17 protein-coding genes are annotated in these 20,048 nt (G+C 33.7%); 12 read left to right on the forward strand and 5 right to left on the reverse strand.

Annotated features, from left to right (window positions below; translation table 11 throughout):
• The first annotated feature begins 8 nt into the window (after window positions 1-8).
• From ffh to rplS, 6 genes are all read left to right on the forward strand, one after another.
• Window positions 9-1,361, forward strand: coding sequence for a signal recognition particle protein (gene ffh / locus BHU61_RS03375; RefSeq protein ID WP_111714617.1), 1,353 nt, complete (start codon window positions 9-11; stop codon window positions 1,359-1,361).
• 149 nt (window positions 1,362-1,510) lie between these two features.
• The gene (gene rpsP, locus BHU61_RS03380; RefSeq protein ID WP_099577672.1) at window positions 1,511-1,786 is read left to right on the forward strand and encodes a 30S ribosomal protein S16; all 276 of its coding nucleotides are present in this window, start codon (window positions 1,511-1,513) and stop codon (window positions 1,784-1,786) included.
• A 5-nt stretch (window positions 1,787-1,791) separates the two neighbouring features.
• The gene (locus BHU61_RS03385; RefSeq protein WP_096076735.1) at window positions 1,792-2,019 is read left to right on the forward strand and encodes a KH domain-containing protein; all 228 of its coding nucleotides are present in this window, start codon (window positions 1,792-1,794) and stop codon (window positions 2,017-2,019) included.
• A gap of 52 nt (window positions 2,020-2,071) precedes the next feature.
• A complete protein-coding gene (gene rimM / locus BHU61_RS03390; RefSeq protein ID WP_111714618.1) occupies window positions 2,072-2,572 on the forward strand; it encodes a ribosome maturation factor RimM in 501 nt (166 codons plus the stop codon).
• Complete coding sequence (gene trmD, locus BHU61_RS03395; RefSeq protein ID WP_111714619.1) at window positions 2,569-3,294, forward strand: tRNA (guanosine(37)-N1)-methyltransferase TrmD; 726 nt, start codon at window positions 2,569-2,571, stop codon at window positions 3,292-3,294. The genes rimM and trmD overlap by 4 nt, the downstream gene beginning before the upstream one ends.
• 128 nt (window positions 3,295-3,422) lie before the next feature.
• Window positions 3,423-3,773, forward strand: coding sequence for a 50S ribosomal protein L19 (rplS, locus tag BHU61_RS03400; protein WP_096076732.1), 351 nt, complete (start codon window positions 3,423-3,425; stop codon window positions 3,771-3,773).
• Between the two features lie 128 nt (window positions 3,774-3,901).
• On the opposite strand, the gene BHU61_RS03405 is transcribed toward rplS, so the two are convergent.
• The 5 genes from BHU61_RS03405 to BHU61_RS03425 form a co-directional block, all read right to left on the reverse strand.
• The gene (locus tag BHU61_RS03405; protein ID WP_170122439.1) at window positions 3,902-5,770 is read right to left on the reverse strand and encodes a DUF2079 domain-containing protein; all 1,869 of its coding nucleotides are present in this window, start codon (window positions 5,768-5,770) and stop codon (window positions 3,902-3,904) included.
• A 223-nt stretch (window positions 5,771-5,993) separates the two neighbouring features.
• The gene (locus BHU61_RS03410; RefSeq protein WP_170122440.1) at window positions 5,994-8,600 is read right to left on the reverse strand and encodes a YfhO family protein; all 2,607 of its coding nucleotides are present in this window, start codon (window positions 8,598-8,600) and stop codon (window positions 5,994-5,996) included.
• Between the two features lie 28 nt (window positions 8,601-8,628).
• Window positions 8,629-11,262 (reverse strand): YfhO family protein, encoded by a 2,634-nt coding sequence (locus BHU61_RS03415; RefSeq protein WP_111714623.1) that lies wholly within the window; start codon window positions 11,260-11,262, stop codon window positions 8,629-8,631.
• Window positions 11,259-11,648 carry a GtrA family protein gene (locus BHU61_RS03420; RefSeq protein ID WP_111714624.1) on the reverse strand — a complete coding sequence of 130 codons (390 nt, stop codon included), beginning with the start codon at window positions 11,646-11,648 and terminating at the stop codon, window positions 11,259-11,261. Before BHU61_RS03420 ends, BHU61_RS03415 begins: the two co-directional genes overlap by 4 nt.
• A complete protein-coding gene (locus BHU61_RS03425) occupies window positions 11,638-12,585 on the reverse strand; it encodes a glycosyltransferase family 2 protein (protein ID WP_111714626.1) in 948 nt (315 codons plus the stop codon). The genes BHU61_RS03420 and BHU61_RS03425 overlap by 11 nt, the downstream gene beginning before the upstream one ends.
• Before the next feature lie 114 nt (window positions 12,586-12,699).
• Here BHU61_RS03425 and ylqF point away from each other — a divergent pair, with 114 nt between their 5' ends.
• The 6 genes from ylqF (at window position 12,700) to topA (ending at window position 19,959) form a co-directional block, all read left to right on the forward strand.
• Window positions 12,700-13,572, forward strand: a complete 873-nt coding sequence (ylqF, locus tag BHU61_RS03430) for a ribosome biogenesis GTPase YlqF (protein ID WP_111714628.1) — start codon at window positions 12,700-12,702, stop codon at window positions 13,570-13,572.
• The gene (locus BHU61_RS03435; RefSeq protein ID WP_111714629.1) at window positions 13,562-14,329 is read left to right on the forward strand and encodes a ribonuclease HII; all 768 of its coding nucleotides are present in this window, start codon (window positions 13,562-13,564) and stop codon (window positions 14,327-14,329) included. Before ylqF ends, BHU61_RS03435 begins: the two co-directional genes overlap by 11 nt.
• Window positions 14,330-14,481: 152 nt before the next feature.
• On the forward strand, window positions 14,482-15,651 hold the full coding sequence (gene sucC / locus BHU61_RS03440) for an ADP-forming succinate--CoA ligase subunit beta (RefSeq protein ID WP_111714631.1): 1,170 nt from the start codon (window positions 14,482-14,484) through the stop codon (window positions 15,649-15,651).
• Window positions 15,652-15,666: 15 nt separating this feature from the next.
• Complete coding sequence (gene sucD, locus BHU61_RS03445) at window positions 15,667-16,575, forward strand: succinate--CoA ligase subunit alpha (RefSeq protein ID WP_111714633.1); 909 nt, start codon at window positions 15,667-15,669, stop codon at window positions 16,573-16,575.
• Between the two features lie 271 nt (window positions 16,576-16,846).
• Window positions 16,847-17,719 (forward strand): DNA-processing protein DprA, encoded by an 873-nt coding sequence (dprA, locus tag BHU61_RS03450; RefSeq protein WP_111714635.1) that lies wholly within the window; start codon window positions 16,847-16,849, stop codon window positions 17,717-17,719.
• Window positions 17,720-17,886: 167 nt separating this feature from the next.
• Window positions 17,887-19,959: a type I DNA topoisomerase gene (topA, locus tag BHU61_RS03455; RefSeq protein ID WP_199798211.1), complete on the forward strand. Its 2,073-nt coding sequence runs from the start codon at window positions 17,887-17,889 to the stop codon at window positions 19,957-19,959.
• The last annotated feature ends 89 nt before the right edge of the window (window positions 19,960-20,048 follow it).

Raw genomic sequence — 20,048 nt, forward strand, 5'->3', positions numbered from 1 at the left:
GTCATTGTATGGCTTTTGAAGGATTATCAGATCGACTCCAGGCTACAATGCAGAAAATTAAAGGAAAAGGTAAAGTTACTGAAGCGGATATAAAAGTGATGATGCGTGAAGTACGTTTAGCATTGCTTGAGGCAGACGTTAACTTTAAAGTTGTAAAGCAGTTCGTTGCAACTGTTTCTGAACGTGCGTTAGGTTCAGATGTTATGAGTTCTTTAACACCTGGACAACAAGTCATTAAGATTGTACAGGATGAATTAACAACATTGATGGGTGGAGAAAACACTCAGATTAATATGAGTAAGAAACCACCGACAGTAGTTATGATGGTCGGTTTGCAGGGGGCAGGTAAAACGACAACTGCAGGGAAACTTGCACTATTAATGAGAAAGAAATATAATAAAAAACCTTTACTTGTTGCCTGTGATATTTATAGACCAGCAGCAATCCAGCAGTTACAAACAGTAGGTAAGCAAATCGATATACCTGTATTTACTTTAGGTGATCAAGTATCTCCTGCTGAAATTACAGAACGCGCATTACAACATGCAAAAGAGGAACATCTTGATTTTGTGATTATTGATACTGCAGGTCGACTGCATATTGATGAAAAGCTGATGCAGGAACTTGTAGATGTTAAAGAAGTAGCGAAACCTGATGAAATAATGCTCGTTGTAGATTCTATGACCGGTCAGGATGCAGTAAATGTTGCTGAAAGTTTTGATGGGCAATTAGATGTTACGGGTGTTACCTTAACTAAACTTGATGGAGATACACGTGGTGGTGCGGCGCTTTCTATTAGAAGTGTTACACAAAAACCTATTAAGTTTGTTGGTATGAGTGAGAAGATGGACGGCTTAGAACCTTTCCATCCTGAACGTATGGCATCACGTATTTTAGGTATGGGTGATGTATTAAGCTTAATCGAAAAGGCTCAATCTCAGGTTGATGAATCGAAAGCAAAAGAATTAGAACAAAAGATGCGTACGTCATCATTTACTTTTGATGATTTTCTCGATCAGCTGGAGCAAGTGAAAGCACTTGGACCTTTAGATGATCTGCTTAAAATGATACCAGGTGCAAATAAGATGAAGCAAGTTAATCAGCTGAATATGAATCCAAAGCAAATCGATCATATTCAGGCGATTATTCGAAGCATGACAAAAGAAGAGCGTGAAAATCCGGCAATCATCAATGTGAGTCGTAAAAAACGTATCGCTAAAGGCTCAGGACGCAGTTTATCGGAAGTAAACAAACTGATTAAACAATTTGATGAGATGAAGAAAATGATGAAGCAGTTTAGCGGAATGAAAAAAGGTAAAAAAGGCAAAAATCCATTTGCAGGTATGAATTTACCATTTTAATCAAAAAAGGAATGAAACGTTATCTGTTTCATTCTTTTTTGAATTTAGATAAAAAAATATAATTTTGTAAAGAAAAAATACTTTACAGGTTGGAGGGAGTCTGTTATCATTAATTCTTGTAGAAAGTTATGAAATGGAGAGATTTAATTATGGCAGTAAAAATTCGTTTAACTCGTATGGGATCAAAAAGAAACCCATTCTATCGTATCGTAGTAGCAGACGCTCGTGCACCTCGTGACGGACGTATCATCGAAGCAATCGGAACTTATAATCCAGTTGCTAAACCAGAAGCTGAAATTAAAGTTAATGAAGAGTTAGCTTTAAAATGGTTAGCAGAAGGTGCTAAACCTACTGATACAGTACGTAATATCTTGTCTGGACAAGGTATCATGGAAAAATTCCATAACCAAAAAATCGCGAAGTAATTCCGATGGAAAAATTATTACAAACGATTATTGAACCACTCGTCGATCATCCGCAAGATATTAAGATTGAAAAAGAAGAACATGCAACGAGTATTACCTATCATTTAATTCTACATTCAGATGATGTTGGAAAAGTAATAGGTAAACATGGACGTATTGCGAAAGCGATTCGAACGGTCGTTTCAGGGTCTAATAACGAGTCAAGTAAGAAAGTGTTTGTAGAAATTGATTAAGAGTGCCATTTTTGGTACTCTTTTTTTATGAGGATGAGTGGAGGTATTCTTAATGAATGTAAATGTTGGAAAGATTGTAAATATGCATGGTGTTAAAGGTGAGGTTAAAATATTATCAGCATCTGATTTTGCTGAAGAACGGTTTCAGCCCGGTAAAGTATTATTGATTCCTTTTAAAGATGAAACAGTAGAACTTACAATTAAGTCGTATCGTGTGCATAAGAACTTTCATATGGTCGCATTCGTTGGCATTAATAATATTAATGACGTTGAACAATATAAAGGTCTTGATGTTTATCAGGATGTAGATACTGCATCACTTCCTTTAGAAGAAAATGAATATTATTATAGCGATATCATTGGGTGTGAAGTTTTTAATGATGGTGTATCAATCGGTAAAGTGACAGATATTTTTGAAACAGGTGCAAATGATGTTTGGGTAATTCGTGGAGAAAAAGAACATCTTATTCCATATATTGAAGATGTCGTAAAAGAAATTGATATTGAAAATAAACGTATTACAATAGAAGCGATGGAAGGTCTCTTATCGTGAGAATTGATTATTTAACACTTTTTCCAGAAATGTTTGATATATTAAATCATTCCATTATGAAACGTTCACAGGATAAGGGCATCATTCAATTCAATACTGTTAACTTTAGAGATTATTCAAACAATAAACATCATCAAGTTGATGATTATCCATATGGTGGAGGGCAAGGGATGGTGTTAAAACCAGAACCAATCTTCAATGCGATGGATCATCTTGACAAAACTGATAAGACACGTGTCATATTAATGTGTCCACAAGGAAAACGTTTTGATCAGGCTAAAGCAGAGGAATTAGCACATGCAGACCATCTTGTATTTATTTGTGGTCATTATGAAGGATATGATGAGCGTATTCGAACAGAACTCGTAACAGATGAAATTTCTTTAGGAGACTTTGTATTAACAGGTGGAGAATATGCAGCGATAACAATGACAGATGCGATTGTTCGGTTAATACCGGAAGTATTGGGTAATGAAGTATCTCATGAAGATGACTCATTTTCAAGCGGTCTACTGGAGCATCCTCAATATACAAGACCGGCAGAATTTCAAGGGTTAAAGGTGCCAGACGTATTAATGAGCGGCGATCATAAACGCATTGCAGAATGGCGTCATAAAGCATCTTTAAAAAGAACGTTTGAACGTCGTCCAGATTTGTTAGAAACTTATCCTTTAACCGAGCAAGATTTAAAAATATTAAAAGAATTGAAAGATAATAAGTAGGATAATATAAAAAATATATTGACTTGTATTATGTAACCTAGTATAATTATAAAAGTGTGAAAAACACATAAATCACTATGATCCGCTGAGCTGAGCCTTAAGAACATAGGTAGAAGGAGAAGAATAATATGTCAAATAATGTATTAATCGATGCAATTACAAAAGACCAATTGCGTACAGACTTACCATCATTCCGTCCTGGTGATACTTTAAAAGTACACGTACGTATCGTTGAGGGATCTCGCGAACGTATCCAGGTTTTCGAAGGTGTTGTCATTAAACGTCGCGGTGGCGGAATTTCTGAAACTTTCACGGTTCGTAAGATTTCTTACGGTGTTGGTGTTGAGCGTACATTCCCTGTACACACACCTAAAATCGAGAAAATTGAAGTATTACGTCGTGGTAAAGTACGTCGTGCGAAACTTTATTACTTACGTAGCCTTCGTGGTAAAGCTGCTCGTATTAAAGAAATTCGTTAATAGAAGCAATAATTTGAGTCACTTCAGAAATGAAGTGGCTTTTATTATTCAAAAATAAACACCCCTAAAGTTGATTGCTAATGTTCAACTTTAGGGGTGTATTTCGTATTTGACTCACGCATTTTTTGTTATCTTTTTAATATTAGAATCTCTGGTGTTGATAAATGGTATTCTTTATAACCATGCTTCATATATTGTGCGATTAACTGTGACTGCGCAGAGCCATCAGTTGATAATGCTCTAGGTACAACGACATATTCAATATTTGTATCTATTTTCTTATCATTATGATAATCAAGATCATATAAATATTTGTTTTGAGCAAGTTGCGTCGTATAAAAGCCATAGGCCAATATTTTTTTATTTTGTGGCAGTGATTTTAACGTTTGCTTTTTTTCTTTAAAATACGTACTTTGTTTAGCATATGCTTTAATACCGTAAGTTGATGGATGCATTAATGTAAAGAATATCGACGCTGACATAATGCATGCACATGTTAATAATAATATGATTTTGCGATGACCGTTTGTCATTAAGACAAATTGTTGTTTTTCATGCTGTTCGTTGATTGAATCTCTATTTTTGGCTAATGTATTAACTGCAAGTATTGTCATAAACAATAACAATGCTGTACTTCCATAATGGTACTGAAAGCCGAAGTCAGCCTGATACGGGAAATCACTTAATAGATTAATGACCAGCATTGGAAGCAGGAGAATATAACTGATCCAATGTTTCTGTATTAGTGGTAATAATACATACATTGAAAGCAAAGTAACGATGTATTTGATTTTATTAAACGTAAATAGCGCACTAAAGAAATAGGTTGGATTCGTGAATATGTTGATAATTACATCCTTTAGACCCGTTTGACCTGGCAACATAAAGTTTGTGAACCGCGTTGTCATTGAACCGTCACCAAATGTATTTAAATAGTACATACATATAGCAAAGTATCCTATTGGCACAATGATTTGAGTTAACACTGTAAATAACGTACGTTTTGACGACATATCGAATTGTTTTTGAAAAGTAAAATACAATCCAATCGCAATAATATAGATCATAATATCTTCTTTAATCAGTAATGTGAATCCTAAAATAATAATCAGACGATACGTCCAGCCTTTTAAATTTTCCAGTATAAGCCATAACAAGAGTGGTGTAAGAAAACAGTTCTCATGTAAGCCGTATAAATGAGAACTTGAAAGTGTTGGTGTAACAATAAATAGTAATAAAAATAATGATTGTATCACTTTGTTGAACTGGAAATGTTTCAGTATAAAGTAAAGTGGAATAATGCCGCTCATTGTAACAAGCACCTGTAATAATTCCAGCGTTTCAGGTTTCGGCCAAAGTATATAGAAAGGAAGCATTAAATAAAATATTGGTGAGATATGCACATGAAAATGAGACATCCATTGATCTCTTTCGAGCGAAGTCATCGGGCCTCTTCCTTGACGCATACTTTCAAACATTTGTGTAAACAAACCTTTGTCATATGTTGCAAAACCCATAACGAGCTCTTTACCAATCATAATTATCGATGTGTAACTTGTAATGAGTATAAGCATAACGATGACAAATATCTTTAAAGCAGCTTCTATTTTTATTTTATTATTTAGTTTATTTAAAAATTGAGTACGTTGCAAAATTAAAAGTATACCAGCCGTAAAAATTGACAGATACAGTCCGATTAACAGACCTTTTTTTAAAGCAAGTTCTTTTTCTGTGATAGCATAGTTGAACTTTTGTAAAGCTTCACCATTTACATCATGTAAAAATATGCCTTTAATCATAATAATAATAAATGAAATGCCGATAAATATTGCAAACATGCTTTTTTCAAATAATAGTTTTGTAAATATCATGATACTAATCACTAGAAAACCGACAATGATTAAAGGACTCGGTGCTTTTAAACAAACACTTATCATATAAACACTTAAACATATACTTGCTAATTCAAATGGAGAGATAGGTATGAAACGATTCATAAAATAACATCCAAATGCAAGGGCTAAAACTGAAAGACAAACCATTGAGAACTCATATGGACGTGCCAGATGAAAATATAAATTGTTGGAATCAATAGTAAAAAGAGTGAAAAGTGCATACATAGTATATGCACTTAAAAAGTAGTAGAACCAATTTGAAATAATGCTCTTTGAAAAATTTTTTGAGTGTTGATTTGCTTCGTTATTCACTTATTTCATCTCCTTACATCTCAGTTGTTAAATGATGATCAAACTGTTTATCTTCTTCCTTATAAGTAATATTATTTCGTTTATGATGTAAGAATTTACGGTGATAGACTGCTTTAGCAAACAGAATAGCTAAAATAATAGATATTAATGAGATAAATTGCATCAAGTGAAAATAAGGAGGCGTATAGCGTATAATGATTTGCTTTGTTTCTTTTTCAATCGGGACAGCTGTCATTAAATAGTTACCTTCTTGAACTTCACTCGTCTTTCCATCTACTTCTGCATTCATTCCTTTTAAATAAGGTACTGGAATGACCGCGTAACCACCGTTATGCTTGCCAAGTTTAATAATCATCTTATCTTTATCTTGTGTGAACTGATGATTATTTTTTTGTTTTGTTGCTTGTGCTAATGTTTTATAATCCTCACCATAGATGCCATTTAGTTTGTAATGATATTCACCAGGTTTAAGTTTTAATTCTAATAAAGCACTTGACTTAACTTTCAATGTTATTGTTGGATTAAATCGGCGATAGTCATCATCAAGAGGTTTACGTGATTGATAAATCTCGTTGATCCAGACATAATGAAAGTCTTTAAATGTTTTTGATTCTATGCTTAAAGTGACATAGAGATCTTTATATTGATCGACGATTTCTTGAGGTAATTGTATTCTCGGACCACCATTTTCCTGAGTAACAATCAATTTATTACCATCAAATGTTGCATCTTTATAGGTCACTTGAGCTTGGTCTAATAAGTTTTTGGCAGGTAGCATAGTTGCTTTGCCTTTACTATCAAGGACTACACCATTTAACATCGCATGTTCACGGTCGATAGGCGTGTTTAATGTCTGTGCATTATACACTTTGTTTGTAACGCGAACAAATGGAAGTTGATTTTCATTGTTATAGACAATATATTGCTTTGTACCATTTGGCTCAGCGTATGTTTTATCTTTTGAGAAACCATAGGGTAACGTACTGCTTTCTGTATTTCTAATTGTAGTATCGACATTAAATAAACTATAAAGATTTGCACGTTCTCCAAGTCCATAATAGATAGAGTTACTATCTGTTGGCATCGTGATATTGAGTTCTTTATCATAAAACTTTAAAATGTCCTGATCAAAGATTGATGAATATAATTTAATGCCATTGAATTTTTGATACATTGGTGTATTATGTGTGCTCGAGGTTTGCCATTCAATGCGTTCGCCAGGCAACTGGTCTTTCTTAATGTCATTAATCATTTGTTGCTGTGTTTTTGAATTAAAGCTTTCAGAGTTTAAGAAATCAATATTATGTTCTTTTGCTGGATGTAACGTATCCATCTGCTGCGTCACATAATCATAGACAAAGATTAAATTCATAATAATGATGGTTGCATGTAATAATTGATATGTCATCCTATTTTTATTGTATATATAGAAACCTATCATAAGACAGATGATTGGAATAAATAATAACCACATCAATGCTTTTTCATGACCATACATTGATACCGGATAGATGATACACACCGGGATAAGTGAAATTAGAAAAGTCTTTAAATCAATGTGTTTTAAATGATTTAAATAATGCGCAATTAATACAGCTGACGTAAATGCGAGTAGATAAATCCAACGGCGCTGGTCGATTGAAAAGCCATTAAAAAAGCTGTCGAATAATGGACTTAATGAACAAATCATAAAGATTAACGTAATAGTCGCGAACAGACGATACAAATAATATTGATACATTTTAAATGACATTAATGCCAGAACGGTGATAAAGCAAATAACAACGTAATAGCCATCATAGAATAGATTATAGAAACCTACCATATCAATAAATGGCTTGACCTGAATCGGTGGTAATGTTCTATCATTCATCAAATAACTTGATATTCCTGTAAATATACCTACAGCCGCTATGCCAAGACCGAGTATTGAGGCTATAGCTAATAATAATAGTTTTTGTATACGCTCAACGACGTCAGTCTCTTTTGGATAAATAATGCGATATAGAAAATAGAATAATACAAAAATAAATTCATAATAGCTAAAGTAAAAATTCGAATGTAATGTGAGTGCAATCGCTACAATAAATAACCCGATTTTTCTTTCATGAAAGAAACGTTCAATGCCTAAGATAGTTAACGGCAACCATAGCATCACATCACTAAAAAAACTCCACGTAAATGTAAAGAAGAAATATGCTGTAGACCAGCCATATATAAATGCACCAGCCCAGCTTGAAAGTTGATTTAAATTGAAATAGCGTAAAAGTTTATACGTCGTGAAGATAATAAACGTAAGCTTTATGATAGAAATGACGAATTGATTCTTTGCCCAAAATACTGGGTCAGTCGTATCTATTGGCAAGACGATATTACTAAGCCACACGATTGCGAAATTTAAATATGCAAGTGGGGCAGTTGAATAGTAATAAGCAAGACTTCTAAAAAAGTCACCGCCTATACCAAAATCAATATCATAAAAGAAATGTAAATGTGTGAATTTGTCATACAAATACATTTGAAATGGAATCATTTGTGCGATACCATCACCTTTACCCGTAAATAAGGTGCCATCCTTAAATAAACGGAAAAGGACGAAACTATGAGCAAGGAGTGACAATATACTTGCCACTCCTAAGATTTTTATGTTAGACCAGTTCCTGTTTTTTATTTTTTGAGAAAACATATTTTATCTTCTTCCTTTCACTACTCGAATTTCTCGTGTACAACACAGAAAGAATAATACCTAAAAGTGATATTGCGACCATCAAATAAAAATATGGTGGCGTATAACGAAATTCTACTGTTTTTGTATTTTCATCGACTTTCACAGCGCTCATAATATAGTTTGCTCTTTCGACATTGACTTTTTTACCATCAACATATGCGCGCATGCCATCACGATATGTGATAGGTACTGTTAAGTAGCCATCTTTTGATGATTTAAGCTGAACAGTCATTTTATTACCTTTATCAGTAAACGTATAATTGTTTGACTGATTCACTTTAGATAAAGTTTTATAGTCTTCTCCGTAAATACCATTAATTGTTAATTGATATGTCCCGCCAGTTAGACCGATCAATATCTTTCCATTTTTCGGTGATTTAACGCTATACATTAGATCGTCATAATGCGTACGATATTTACTCGTTTGAAACAGTCGATTATTCGCATATCCATTGATATTGATCTGATGATTTGTGACAGGTGATTGTAACTGTACATGCATATCTACATAAAAATCTTTATACTGTTTTAATAAAGTTTTTGGGATGTCAATTACTAATCCACCGCTCGGCGGATTCACTTTTAATGTCTTATTATCAGCAATCCAAGCAGCACCTGAAGGTGTGACTTTCATTTCAGATAATAAATTTTTAGCTGGATTGATCTTATAATTCGTTGCTAAACGATCTGATACGATACCATCTATCATTGCATGTTCTCTGTCTATCGGAGTTGTTAAATCTTTGCTGTTTACTACGTTTGATGTAATTCGAGCGAATGGAATCATTTTAGTATTTTCATATATTTTATATTTTTCATTATCAGCAATTAACTTAAAGTTTTCAGGGATATCTGTCTGATATGATTTTCTTACTAAATATCGAATATTCATAAGAGACTCTAAGTTACTTCTTGAATTAAATGTAGAGTATCGAGATAATGACTCTTCTTTAATATTAATTTTTAATTGTTTGTAGTAAAAATCGATAAGTGAGCCATCAAAGATACTTGAATATAATGAAACCCCGTTAAAGTTTTGATACATCGGTGTATTATCTTGTTCTAATACACGCCAGTCGATACGTTCCCCAGGCTTTAATTTTTTCTTTAGTTCATCTACAATTTGTCTTTGCAGTGGAGAGTCATAAACACTAGACTCGATATAACTCATCTTTGCACGCTCATCTATACCTGGATTATAGTTATCGAGTTTATTATGTACGCGAACGATATCCCAGTTCAGTATAATCAACATTGCAATCAATAAATAGTAAAAAGTCTGTTTGATTGCATCGTCTTTTACAATCAATACAATTAATCCAATCATTGCGATAACAGGTAACAGCCATACCCAGGTTACAGCTTTATCTATATAATGATGACTCATAAATACAATAACGAATCCCGGAATTAAAGAATATAAGTAATTCTGGATTGAAATCTCTTTAAATTTCATTATATAGAAACCAATTAAGCCACTCGTAAAGAAAGTTATTAAATAATGCCAGCGTTTTTGAGGTGCACTAAAACCATTAAATACCGAGTCGATAAAAGGTGTGAAGCTAAGTAACATCAAAGCAATAGACAAAATAGCAAAAAAGCGATAGAAATAATTTTTATAGAATTTAAACGTAAGCAATGCCTGTAAAGTAATAAATAGGACAATGACAAGATAATTATCATAAAATATATTTGCATTTTGATCGAAAGGATCGAATAATGGAATTTTTACGTTGTATGGCGCACGTTCATTCTGCAGAAAACTCTTTGCCCCGTAAAAAAATGCAAAAGCGCTGACCATTAATCCAAGCACAGCCATGATCACAAAATTAATCCACTGTTTGCCGCGTTTAACTGTATCATACTCACTTTTGAAGATATTTCTTAGAATAAAATAGATTAATCCGAATAATACCTGATAATATGCAAAATAGAAGTTGTTGATAAAAATACATGCGGTAGCGATGATAAAAATACCTTTTTTCTCATCTTGTATGTAACGCTCGATACCAAGTAATAACAATGGTAAGAAAATAAAAACATCACTAAAGAATGACCAGTATAATGTAAACCTAAAGTATATTGCTGATGTTAAGAATAGAAAACCGGACAATAATGCAGGCAGTGGTGTCATTTTTATTTTTCTGAAATAATAGTAACTTGCTAAGATGCCAGCTGTTGATTTAGCTATCGAAATAAAGAATGCATTTTTAGCCCAGAAAGTAACAGTGTCTATTTGAAAATTAAAAAATAAATCAAAAAAACGTACAGCGAGCATATTAATAAAGAAAATAATCGATGTAGAATAGTAATAAGCTAAATCTGTATAATAATCTCCGCCGAGACCAAAGTCTAAATTATAAAAGAATTCGCCGGAGATGAATTTGTCATAAAGATAAAGTTGCATCGGTAACATTTGTTCCAGTCCATCATTTGGGCCTGTAAAAATAGTCCCGTCTTTAAAGAATCGGTAGATGTAAAAACTATGACCGAATATAGCTAATAATAAAGCAATTACAGTTAACAATAGTGGTGAGTATTTTTTGTTATTCATTTTTGCTCCTTCGTTAAAATATAAGTTGTAATGATATATGTTATTGGAATTGTAAAGATCAATGCAGGAAAAGGTGCCCAGACTTTATTGATAGAAAGAATGTCAACGAATATGTACAGTAATGCTGTCTGAATCCCCATATTGACAGCCTGTGTTAAAGGAAATGCTATAAATTTTTGCCATGTAGGTTTAACTTTATAGACAAAGTAGCAGTTAAGGAAAAACGAAATAATAAACGAACAGATAAATCCTGTTAAGTGACTAAATAAATAGTTGGCATGCACTATTTTTAAAAAGAAAAGATATATCACATAATAGTTTAAAGTATTGATGATACCTACAATAATGAACTTGATAAATCGGTGATATGATGGATTAATTTTCATCTGATTCACCAGCACTGCGTTTAATATTCGTATCCTTAATGATATAATGTGGTCTTTTCTTCGTTTCAAAATAAATTCTGCCGATATACTCTCCAATGATACCTAAACTAAAAAGCTGCAAAGCACCTAAAAACAATACAGATGAAATAATCGTGAAATAGCCTGGTTCATCAATGCCGTGTGTCATTATCTGTATTAAAGTCATTAAAATATATAATAAACATAGCACCATCGTAATACTTCCTAAATAAAAACAGATTCTAAGTGGCTTATTGTTATAACTGATAATGCCATCAATTGCATAATCGATAAGTTTAAGACTGGAAAATGATGATTGGCCTGATTCACGCTGAATATTCTTAAATGGTATCGTTTTTTTGTTATAACCAACCCATTCAAAAATACCTTTAGAAAATCGATTATATTCTTCTAGAGAAATGATACTGTCAATCACATCACGTGATATTAATCGAAAATCTCCTTCACCATCTGTTAATTTAACGTCAACTGCACTGTTGATTAATTTATAAAAAATTTGAGTAGGGATTTTTCTTAAAAGATGCTCTCCGGATCGGTCTCTACGCATAACGACCTGATCATATCCTTCTTGATATGCCGCAATCATTTCGGGAATAAATTCTGGAGGATGCTGAAGATCGGCATCTAAAATGATTGCACAGTCACCTGAACAATTTTTAAGACCCGCAAACATTGCTGCTTCCTTACCGAAATTTCTTGAAAAAGATATATATTTAAAATTGTGATGCTGTGCTGCGATTTCTTTTAATAACTGTAAAGAACGGTCTTTTGAACCGTCGTTAACAAGCATTACTTCATAGTGATAATGATGTTTATCCATCGTTTGCTGAATCGTTTCAGCTAGCTTATAAATATTTTTTTCTTCATTGTAGATAGGAATAATCAAAGATATTAACATATGTACGCCTCTTTTTTAAAATATATCTTCAAAATAGTATATAATATTATAATGACATTATAATAAAGTTCACGTGTTAAATCATTAAATATATAGTAGGGAGATATAATATAGATGACGATTCAATGGTTTCCTGGTCATATGGCCAAGGCAAGAAGAGAAGTAACCGAACAATTAAAGCTGGTAGATGTAGTATTTGAGCTTGTAGATGCACGTATTCCGTATTCATCTCGTAACCCGATGATTGATGAAGTAATAAAAGATAAGCCACGTGTAGTATTACTGAATAAGATGGATATGGCAGATCTTAATAAGACGCGTCAATGGATGCATTATTTTGAAGATAAGGGTTTCTATCCTGTGCTAATAGATAGTAAGAACGGTAAAAATTTATCGCAAGTGACGAAAGCTGCAGAAATTGTAACGAAAGAAAAATTTGATCGTATGAGAGCGAAAGGTTTAAGACCACGTGCAATACGTGCGATGATAGTAGGTATCCCCAATGTTGGTAAGTCAACGCTGATTAACCGTTTAGCAAAGAAAACAATCGCTAAGACGGGCAATATGCCGGGTGTTACTAAAAAGCAGCAATGGATAAAGGTAGGAACTAGTTTAGAATTACTTGATACGCCAGGTATACTCTGGCCGAAGTTTGAAGATCAGTTTGTCGGTAAAAAATTAAGTTTAACCGGTGCTATTAAAGATAGTATCGTTCATTTAGATGAGGTCGCGATATATGGGATTGAGTTTTTACAACAACATGATCTCCAAACACTGAATAAACATTATAATATCAAGGTTGAAGCGGGTACACCCTATGTTGAAGTATTCGATGCTATCGGAAAGTCTCGTGGAATGAAATTACGTGGTAATGAAATTGATTATGAAAGTGTTGTTGAATTGATTATTCGTGATATACGTAATGAGAAAATCGGTAAATATACGTTTGATTCACTTGATTTATTAGAGGATAAAGATGAAGAGTAATGACTATAATATCGCCCAGTTAAAATCAATGATACAAACAATTCCTGAAAGTGAACTTGATGCTTTCTTTGAAAATGAGACAAGAGCTGGTGCTATAAAAATTAAAACACAGCAACACAAAATTTATGAAAAAGGGAAGCAATTAATTAAACAATATAATGAGATGCTTTTATATGAAAATAAATATCCAGGGAAAGTTATAGCCGGTATTGATGAAGTAGGGCGTGGACCGTTAGCAGGACCTGTTGTAGCATGTGCTGTTATACTCAATGAGCATCATGCATTTTACGGACTAAATGATTCTAAGCAAATGTCAAAATTAAATCGTGCTAAAGTGGAAGCAGAATTACTGGAAAATGTGACTTATGCAATCGGTATTGCGACGGTAGAAGAAATTGACGCTATAAATATTTATGAGGCGACAAAAATAGCGATGTTGCGTGCGATAGAAGGATTACCTGTAACACCTGATGTGCTGTTAATTGATGCGATGAAGTTACAGACTGGATTAATAGAAGAGTCCATCATAAAAGGTGATAGCACAAGTATTTCAATTGCAGCAGCGAGTGTTATTGCAAAAGAATACCGTGATCGTTTAATGGTAGAATTAGCTGAAACCTATCCAGGTTATGATTTTGAAAATAACGCAGGCTATGGTACGAAGAAACATTTGGAAGGTTTAGTGACTTATGGCATAACACCAATTCACCGAAAAACATTTGAACCAATTAAATCGATGGTAACACGCAATTTTTGATTTAAACGTTACTTAAAACGTGTTTTTACTCATTTTTGAAAAATTTGAGTGAAAACACGTTTCTTTTTAGGTTTATTCAGTTTACAATAGCGCTTACATTTTCTATAATTGAAACGTAACATAAATAATTGTGCAATCTAGGAGGATGGAAGATGAATATCCATGAGTATCAAGGGAAAGAAATTTTTCGCTCGATGGGTGTAGCAGTACCGAACGGTTCAGTTGCATATACACCTGAAGAAGCAGTTGAAGTAGCAAAAGGTTTAACAGAAGGCGTGTATGTTGTTAAAGCTCAAATTCACGCTGGTGGCCGTGGTAAAGCGGGCGGCGTTAAAATTGCTAAATCATTAGATGAAGTAGAAAGCTATGCTAAAGAATTATTAGGCAAAGTTTTAGTTACGCATCAAACTGGCCCTGAAGGTAAAGAAATTAAACGCCTTTTAATTGAAGAGGGTTGCGACATTCAAAAAGAATACTACCTAGGTTTTGTATTAGACCGTGCAACAGATTCAGTTGTATTAATGGGATCTGAAGAAGGTGGAACTGAAATTGAAGAAGTAGCAGAAGCTACTCCTGAAAAAATCTTCAAAGAAGTCATCGATCCTGTAGTAGGATTAATGCCTTATCAAGCACGTCGTTTAGCATTCAACATTAATATTCCTAAAGAATCAGTAAATAAAGCAGTTAAAATTATGATGGGATTATATGATGTATTCATCCAAAAAGATGCATCTATCATTGAAATTAACCCATTAGTTACAACAGGTTCTGGCGACGTGCTAGCTTTAGATGCTAAAATTAACTTCGACGCTAATGCTTTATTCCGTCAAAAAGACGTGGTTGAATTACGTGACTTAGACGAAGAAGATCCAAAAGAAATCGAAGCATCTAAATATGATTTATCATACATTGCTTTAGATGGAAATATTGGCTGTATGGTTAACGGTGCGGGTCTTGCGATGGCTACAATGGACACAATTAACCACTTCGGCGGAAATCCTGCGAACTTCTTGGATGTAGGGGGCGGCGCTACGAAAGAAAAAGTTACTGAAGCTTTCAAAATCATTTTAGGTGATGAAAAAGTTGAAGGTATTTTTGTAAATATCTTTGGTGGTATCATGAAATGTGACATTATCGCTGAAGGTGTTGTAGCTGCGGCGAAAGAATTAGAGTTAACGATTCCATTAGTTGTACGTTTAGAAGGTACTAACGTTGAACAAGGTAAAGAAATTCTAAACAATTCTGGATTAGCAATTACTTCAGCTAGCACAATGGCTGAAGGTGCACAAAAAATCGTTGAATTAGTAAAAGAAGCTAAATAGGAAGCGGGGATAAACGTGGGAGTATTTATTGATAAAGACACGAAAGTAATCGTACAAGGTATAACAGGATCAACAGCATTATTTCATACAAAACAAATGATCGAATATGGTACAAAAATCGTTGCAGGTGTTACACCTGGTAAAGGCGGTATGGAAGTTGAAGGCGTACCAGTATTCAATACAGTAGAAGAGGCAGTTAAAGCAACTGGCGCAACAGTTTCAGTAATTTATGTACCAGCACCATTTGCTGCTGATGCAATCGTAGAATGTGTAGATGCAGAGTTAGATTTAGCAATTTGTATCACTGAACACATTCCAGTATTAGATATGGTTAAAGTTAAACGTTATATGCAAGGCAAGAAAACACGTTTAGTTGGACCTAACTGTCCAGGTGTTATTACAGCTGACGAATGTAAAATTGGTATCATGCCAGGTTACATCCATAAAAAAGGACATGTTGGTGTTGTAAGTCGTTCTGGAACATTAACATATGAAGCAGTGCATCAATTAACACAATTAGGTATTGGTCAAACAACAGCAGTAGGTATTGGTGGAGACCCAGTAAACGGTACAAACTTCATCGATGCGTTAGAAGCATTTAATAATGACCCTGAAACATTAGCTGTTGTTATGATTGGTGAAATCGGTGGAACAGCAGAAGAAGAAGCTGCTGAATGGGTTAAAGCCAATATGACAAAACCAGTTGTAGGATTTATCGGTGGGCAAACAGCTCCTCCAGGAAAACGTATGGGACATGCTGGTGCAATCATCTCTGGTGGTAAAGGTACGGCTGCAGAGAAGATTAAAGCAATGAATGCTTGTGGTATTAAAACAGCAGCAACACCATCTGATATCGGTTCAACATTAGTAGAACGCATTAAAGAAGAAGATGGGTTATACGAAAAATGTTTAACAGTTAAATAATAAATGTTAGTAAGCTGAGACTCAATTAAGGGTCTTGGCTTTTTTATTTAGAGAAATTCAGGAGAAAATGTTTCAATAATATGTACTAAATAAATCAATTAGGGATATTACAATATTAGAAAATAAGTGATAATTTTTTACATATATTATGAAATAAAAGAGTAGGAAAATATTTTAATCCTAAAATTTTTATTAAATCTCAATAATATTATGAATTAATTTAACAATGAGTTAATATCAAACAATTATTGTAATGTTTGAGGTGATAAAAATGAATTATTCACATGAAGAGCAAATCATATTAAGGCTCATCGCATCTGGATTTACGACGCAACAACTTCATAAAATAAAACAGAACTTTAATACATTTGATTTACATTATAAACGTGTCTTTCCGATATTAAATAATTTACTTAATCGGGATAATAAATTATATATAAAAATTCTACGATTCAATTCACTTAGTATTGAGGAAATACACCACGCTTTATCATCCCGTTTTATTACACCTGTATTTTACAATTCTGATCAATATCCATATTTATTAAAACAAGTTCATGATTTTCCCTTTTTGATTTTCTGTAAAGGGGACATTTCTATTTTATCGCGTAAGTATTTTTTAGCGATTGTCGGTAGTCGTAATAGAACAGATTATTCGTCAGAAGTGATAGATCATTTTATGCCGCAATTAGTGAAACATAATATTACAATTGTAAGTGGTTTAGCTAAAGGTGCAGATAGTGATGCACATTTAGCTGCAAATTATCATGGCGGCAAAACCATTGGAGTTCTTGGTTTTGGTCATGATTTTTATTATCCTGAAGAGGTGACGTTATTACGACGCAATATGGAATGTCATCATCTTGTTATAAGCGAATATTATCCGACAACACAGATTGCTAAATTTCAATTTCCTGAACGAAATAGAATTATTAGTGGATTATCTCAAGGTGTTTTAATTACTGAAGCACAATTGAGAAGCGGTAGTTTAATAACGTGTGACCAGGCAATAGATCAAAATCGAGAAGTGTACTGCTTGCCTGGCAAGATAACTTCAAAACTTTCTCAAGGTTGTAATCAAAAGATTGCTGAAGGTGCTAAAATAATTGTTCAAGTAGAAGATATTTTAGAAGATTTTATATAGATGAGTTTCTTCTATTATAATTATAATTTTTTAGAAATTTTATCATCTATTTTATTGATTATATTTTTATTTTAGTATGAATTTAGAAATAAAATTTGACAAGATAGAAATGAAACGTATATTATTTATCATTGAAAAGCAAAACAGTTTTAAAACAAAAGGGGGATATCAAAATGGCAGAGAATCTCGTCATTGTAGAATCGCCTGCAAAAGCAAAAACCATTGAGAAATATTTAGGAAAAAAATTTAAAGTTGTTGCATCGATGGGACATGTTAGGGATTTACCTAGAAGTCAAATGGGTGTGGATACTGAAAACAATTTTGAACCAAGATATATCACGATACGCGGTAAGGGTCCTGTTGTACAGGATTTAAAAAAACATGCGAAAAAAGCGAAGAACGTTTATCTCGCAAGTGACCCGGACCGCGAAGGGGAAGCGATTGCCTGGCATTTAGCACATATTTTAGATATAGATCAATCAGCAAAATCTCGCGTTGTATTTAATGAGATAACTAAAGATGCTGTTAAAGAAAGCTTTAAAAATCCACGTGAGATTAAGCATGAATTAGTTGATGCCCAACAGGCGCGACGTGTATTAGACCGTCTCGTTGGTTATAATATCTCGCCTGTATTATGGAAAAAAGTTAAGAAAGGTCTATCTGCTGGTCGCGTTCAATCTGTTGCATTGAAACTCATCATCGATCGAGAAGAAGAGATTAATGCTTTTAAACCCGAGGAATACTGGACAATTGATGGATTATTTTCATTTAAAAATAAAGAATTTAAAGCAAAGTTTTTGCATGAATCAAACAAACCGAAAAAGCTAACGAACGATCAAGATGTTAAAGCGATTGTTAGTCAGTTAAAGACGGATATGTTTGAGGTAATGGATGTTACTAAGAAAGAAAAACTGAGAAATCCTGCTTTGCCTTTTACAACGAGTTCTTTGCAACAGGAAGCTGCACGTAAACTCAACTTTAAAGCGCGTAAAACGATGATGTTGGCGCAACAATTATACGAAGGGATAGACCTTAAGAAGCAAGGTACTGTAGGTTTAATAACGTATATGCGTACGGATTCAACACGTATCTCTGATACAGCAAAAACTGAAGCTGCTGGCTACATTGAAGAAAAGTTTGGTAAAGAATATTTATCTAAACGAAAAGCGAGCGCTAAAGGCGGTGCACAAGATGCTCACGAAGCAGTACGTCCAACTTCAGCACTTCGAACACCGACTGAAATGAAAGCTTATTTATCACGAGACCAGCTTCGACTATATAAATTAATTTGGGAACGATTTATGGCAAGCCAAATGGCGCCAGCTGTTATTGATACTGTAAGCGTCGACCTTGTTCAGGATAATATTAAATTCCGTGCGAATGGTCAGACGATTAAATTTAAAGGGTTTATGAGTGTATACGTTGAAGGTAATGATGAAGATAAAGAGGAAGACGAAAACAGATTACCTGAACTGAATGTCGGCGATAAAGTAAAAGCAGTAAATATTGAAGAAAATCAACATTTTACTCAGCCACCGCCACGGTATACTGAAGCGCGTCTTGTTAAAACTTTAGAAGAAAAAGGAATCGGTCGACCATCTACATATGCACCGACGATTGATACGATTCAAAAACGTAACTATGTTAAAGTTGATCAGAAAAAATTCTATCCGACAGAACTCGGACAAATCGTTCATGAATCTGTAAAAGAATACTTTCCGGAGATTATTGATGTTGATTTTACAGTAAATATGGAAACGCTTCTTGATAGAGTTGCGAACGGAGAGATAGAGTGGAAAAAAGTTATTTCAACTTTCTATGGTGACTTTAAGACACATGTTGATCGTGCAGAACAAGAAATGGAAAAAATTGAAATCAAGGATGAGCCAGCAGGTGAAGATTGCGAAAAATGTGGTTCACCTATGGTTTATAAAATGGGTAGATACGGAAAATTTATGGCATGTTCAAATTTTCCTGATTGTCGTAACACGAAAGCAATTGTCAAGACAATCGGTGTACCATGTCCTAAATGTAACGATGGTGAAGTCGTAGAACGTAAATCGAAGAAGAATAGAATCTTTTATGGTTGCAGTAACTTCCCGGAATGTGATTACTTATCATGGGATAAACCGATCGCACGTAAATGTCCGAAATGTGATACTCAACTTGTAGAACGTAAAAAAGGCAAGCAAACGCAAGTCGTATGTACAAATTGTGATTACGACGAGAAAGCACAATAAAAAATGTGCACATCAAAAATACAGATGTGCACATTTTTTTGTCTTTGTAAATTTTCTATTAAGAATTAGACAAATTTATAATAAATTCA

This window comes from Macrococcus epidermidis (assembly GCF_003259695.1).
Classification (GTDB): domain Bacteria; phylum Bacillota; class Bacilli; order Staphylococcales; family Staphylococcaceae; genus Macrococcoides; species Macrococcoides epidermidis.

Bases quoted from the DNA above. Each gene is read 5' to 3' on its own strand.
- ffh (WP_111714617.1), top strand. From the start codon at position 9: ATGGCTTTTGAAGGATTATCAGATCGACTCCAGGCTACAATGCAGAAA.
- ylqF (WP_111714628.1), top strand. From the start codon at position 12,700: ATGACGATTCAATGGTTTCCTGGTCATATGGCCAAGGCAAGAAGAGAA.
- BHU61_RS03415 (WP_111714623.1), bottom strand. From the start codon at position 11,262: ATGAATAACAAAAAATACTCACCACTATTGTTAACTGTAATTGCTTTA.
- rplS (WP_096076732.1), top strand. From the start codon at position 3,423: ATGTCAAATAATGTATTAATCGATGCAATTACAAAAGACCAATTGCGT.
- rpsP (WP_099577672.1), top strand. From the start codon at position 1,511: ATGGCAGTAAAAATTCGTTTAACTCGTATGGGATCAAAAAGAAACCCA.
- BHU61_RS03420 (WP_111714624.1), bottom strand. From the start codon at position 11,648: ATGAAAATTAATCCATCATATCACCGATTTATCAAGTTCATTATTGTA.
- sucC (WP_111714631.1), top strand. From the start codon at position 14,482: ATGAATATCCATGAGTATCAAGGGAAAGAAATTTTTCGCTCGATGGGT.
- dprA (WP_111714635.1), top strand. From the start codon at position 16,847: ATGAATTATTCACATGAAGAGCAAATCATATTAAGGCTCATCGCATCT.
- BHU61_RS03425 (WP_111714626.1), bottom strand. From the start codon at position 12,585: ATGTTAATATCTTTGATTATTCCTATCTACAATGAAGAAAAAAATATT.
- BHU61_RS03405 (WP_170122439.1), bottom strand. From the start codon at position 5,770: ATGAATCGTTTCATACCTATCTCTCCATTTGAATTAGCAAGTATATGT.
- BHU61_RS03435 (WP_111714629.1), top strand. From the start codon at position 13,562: ATGAAGAGTAATGACTATAATATCGCCCAGTTAAAATCAATGATACAA.
- rimM (WP_111714618.1), top strand. From the start codon at position 2,072: ATGAATGTAAATGTTGGAAAGATTGTAAATATGCATGGTGTTAAAGGT.
- BHU61_RS03385 (WP_096076735.1), top strand. From the start codon at position 1,792: ATGGAAAAATTATTACAAACGATTATTGAACCACTCGTCGATCATCCG.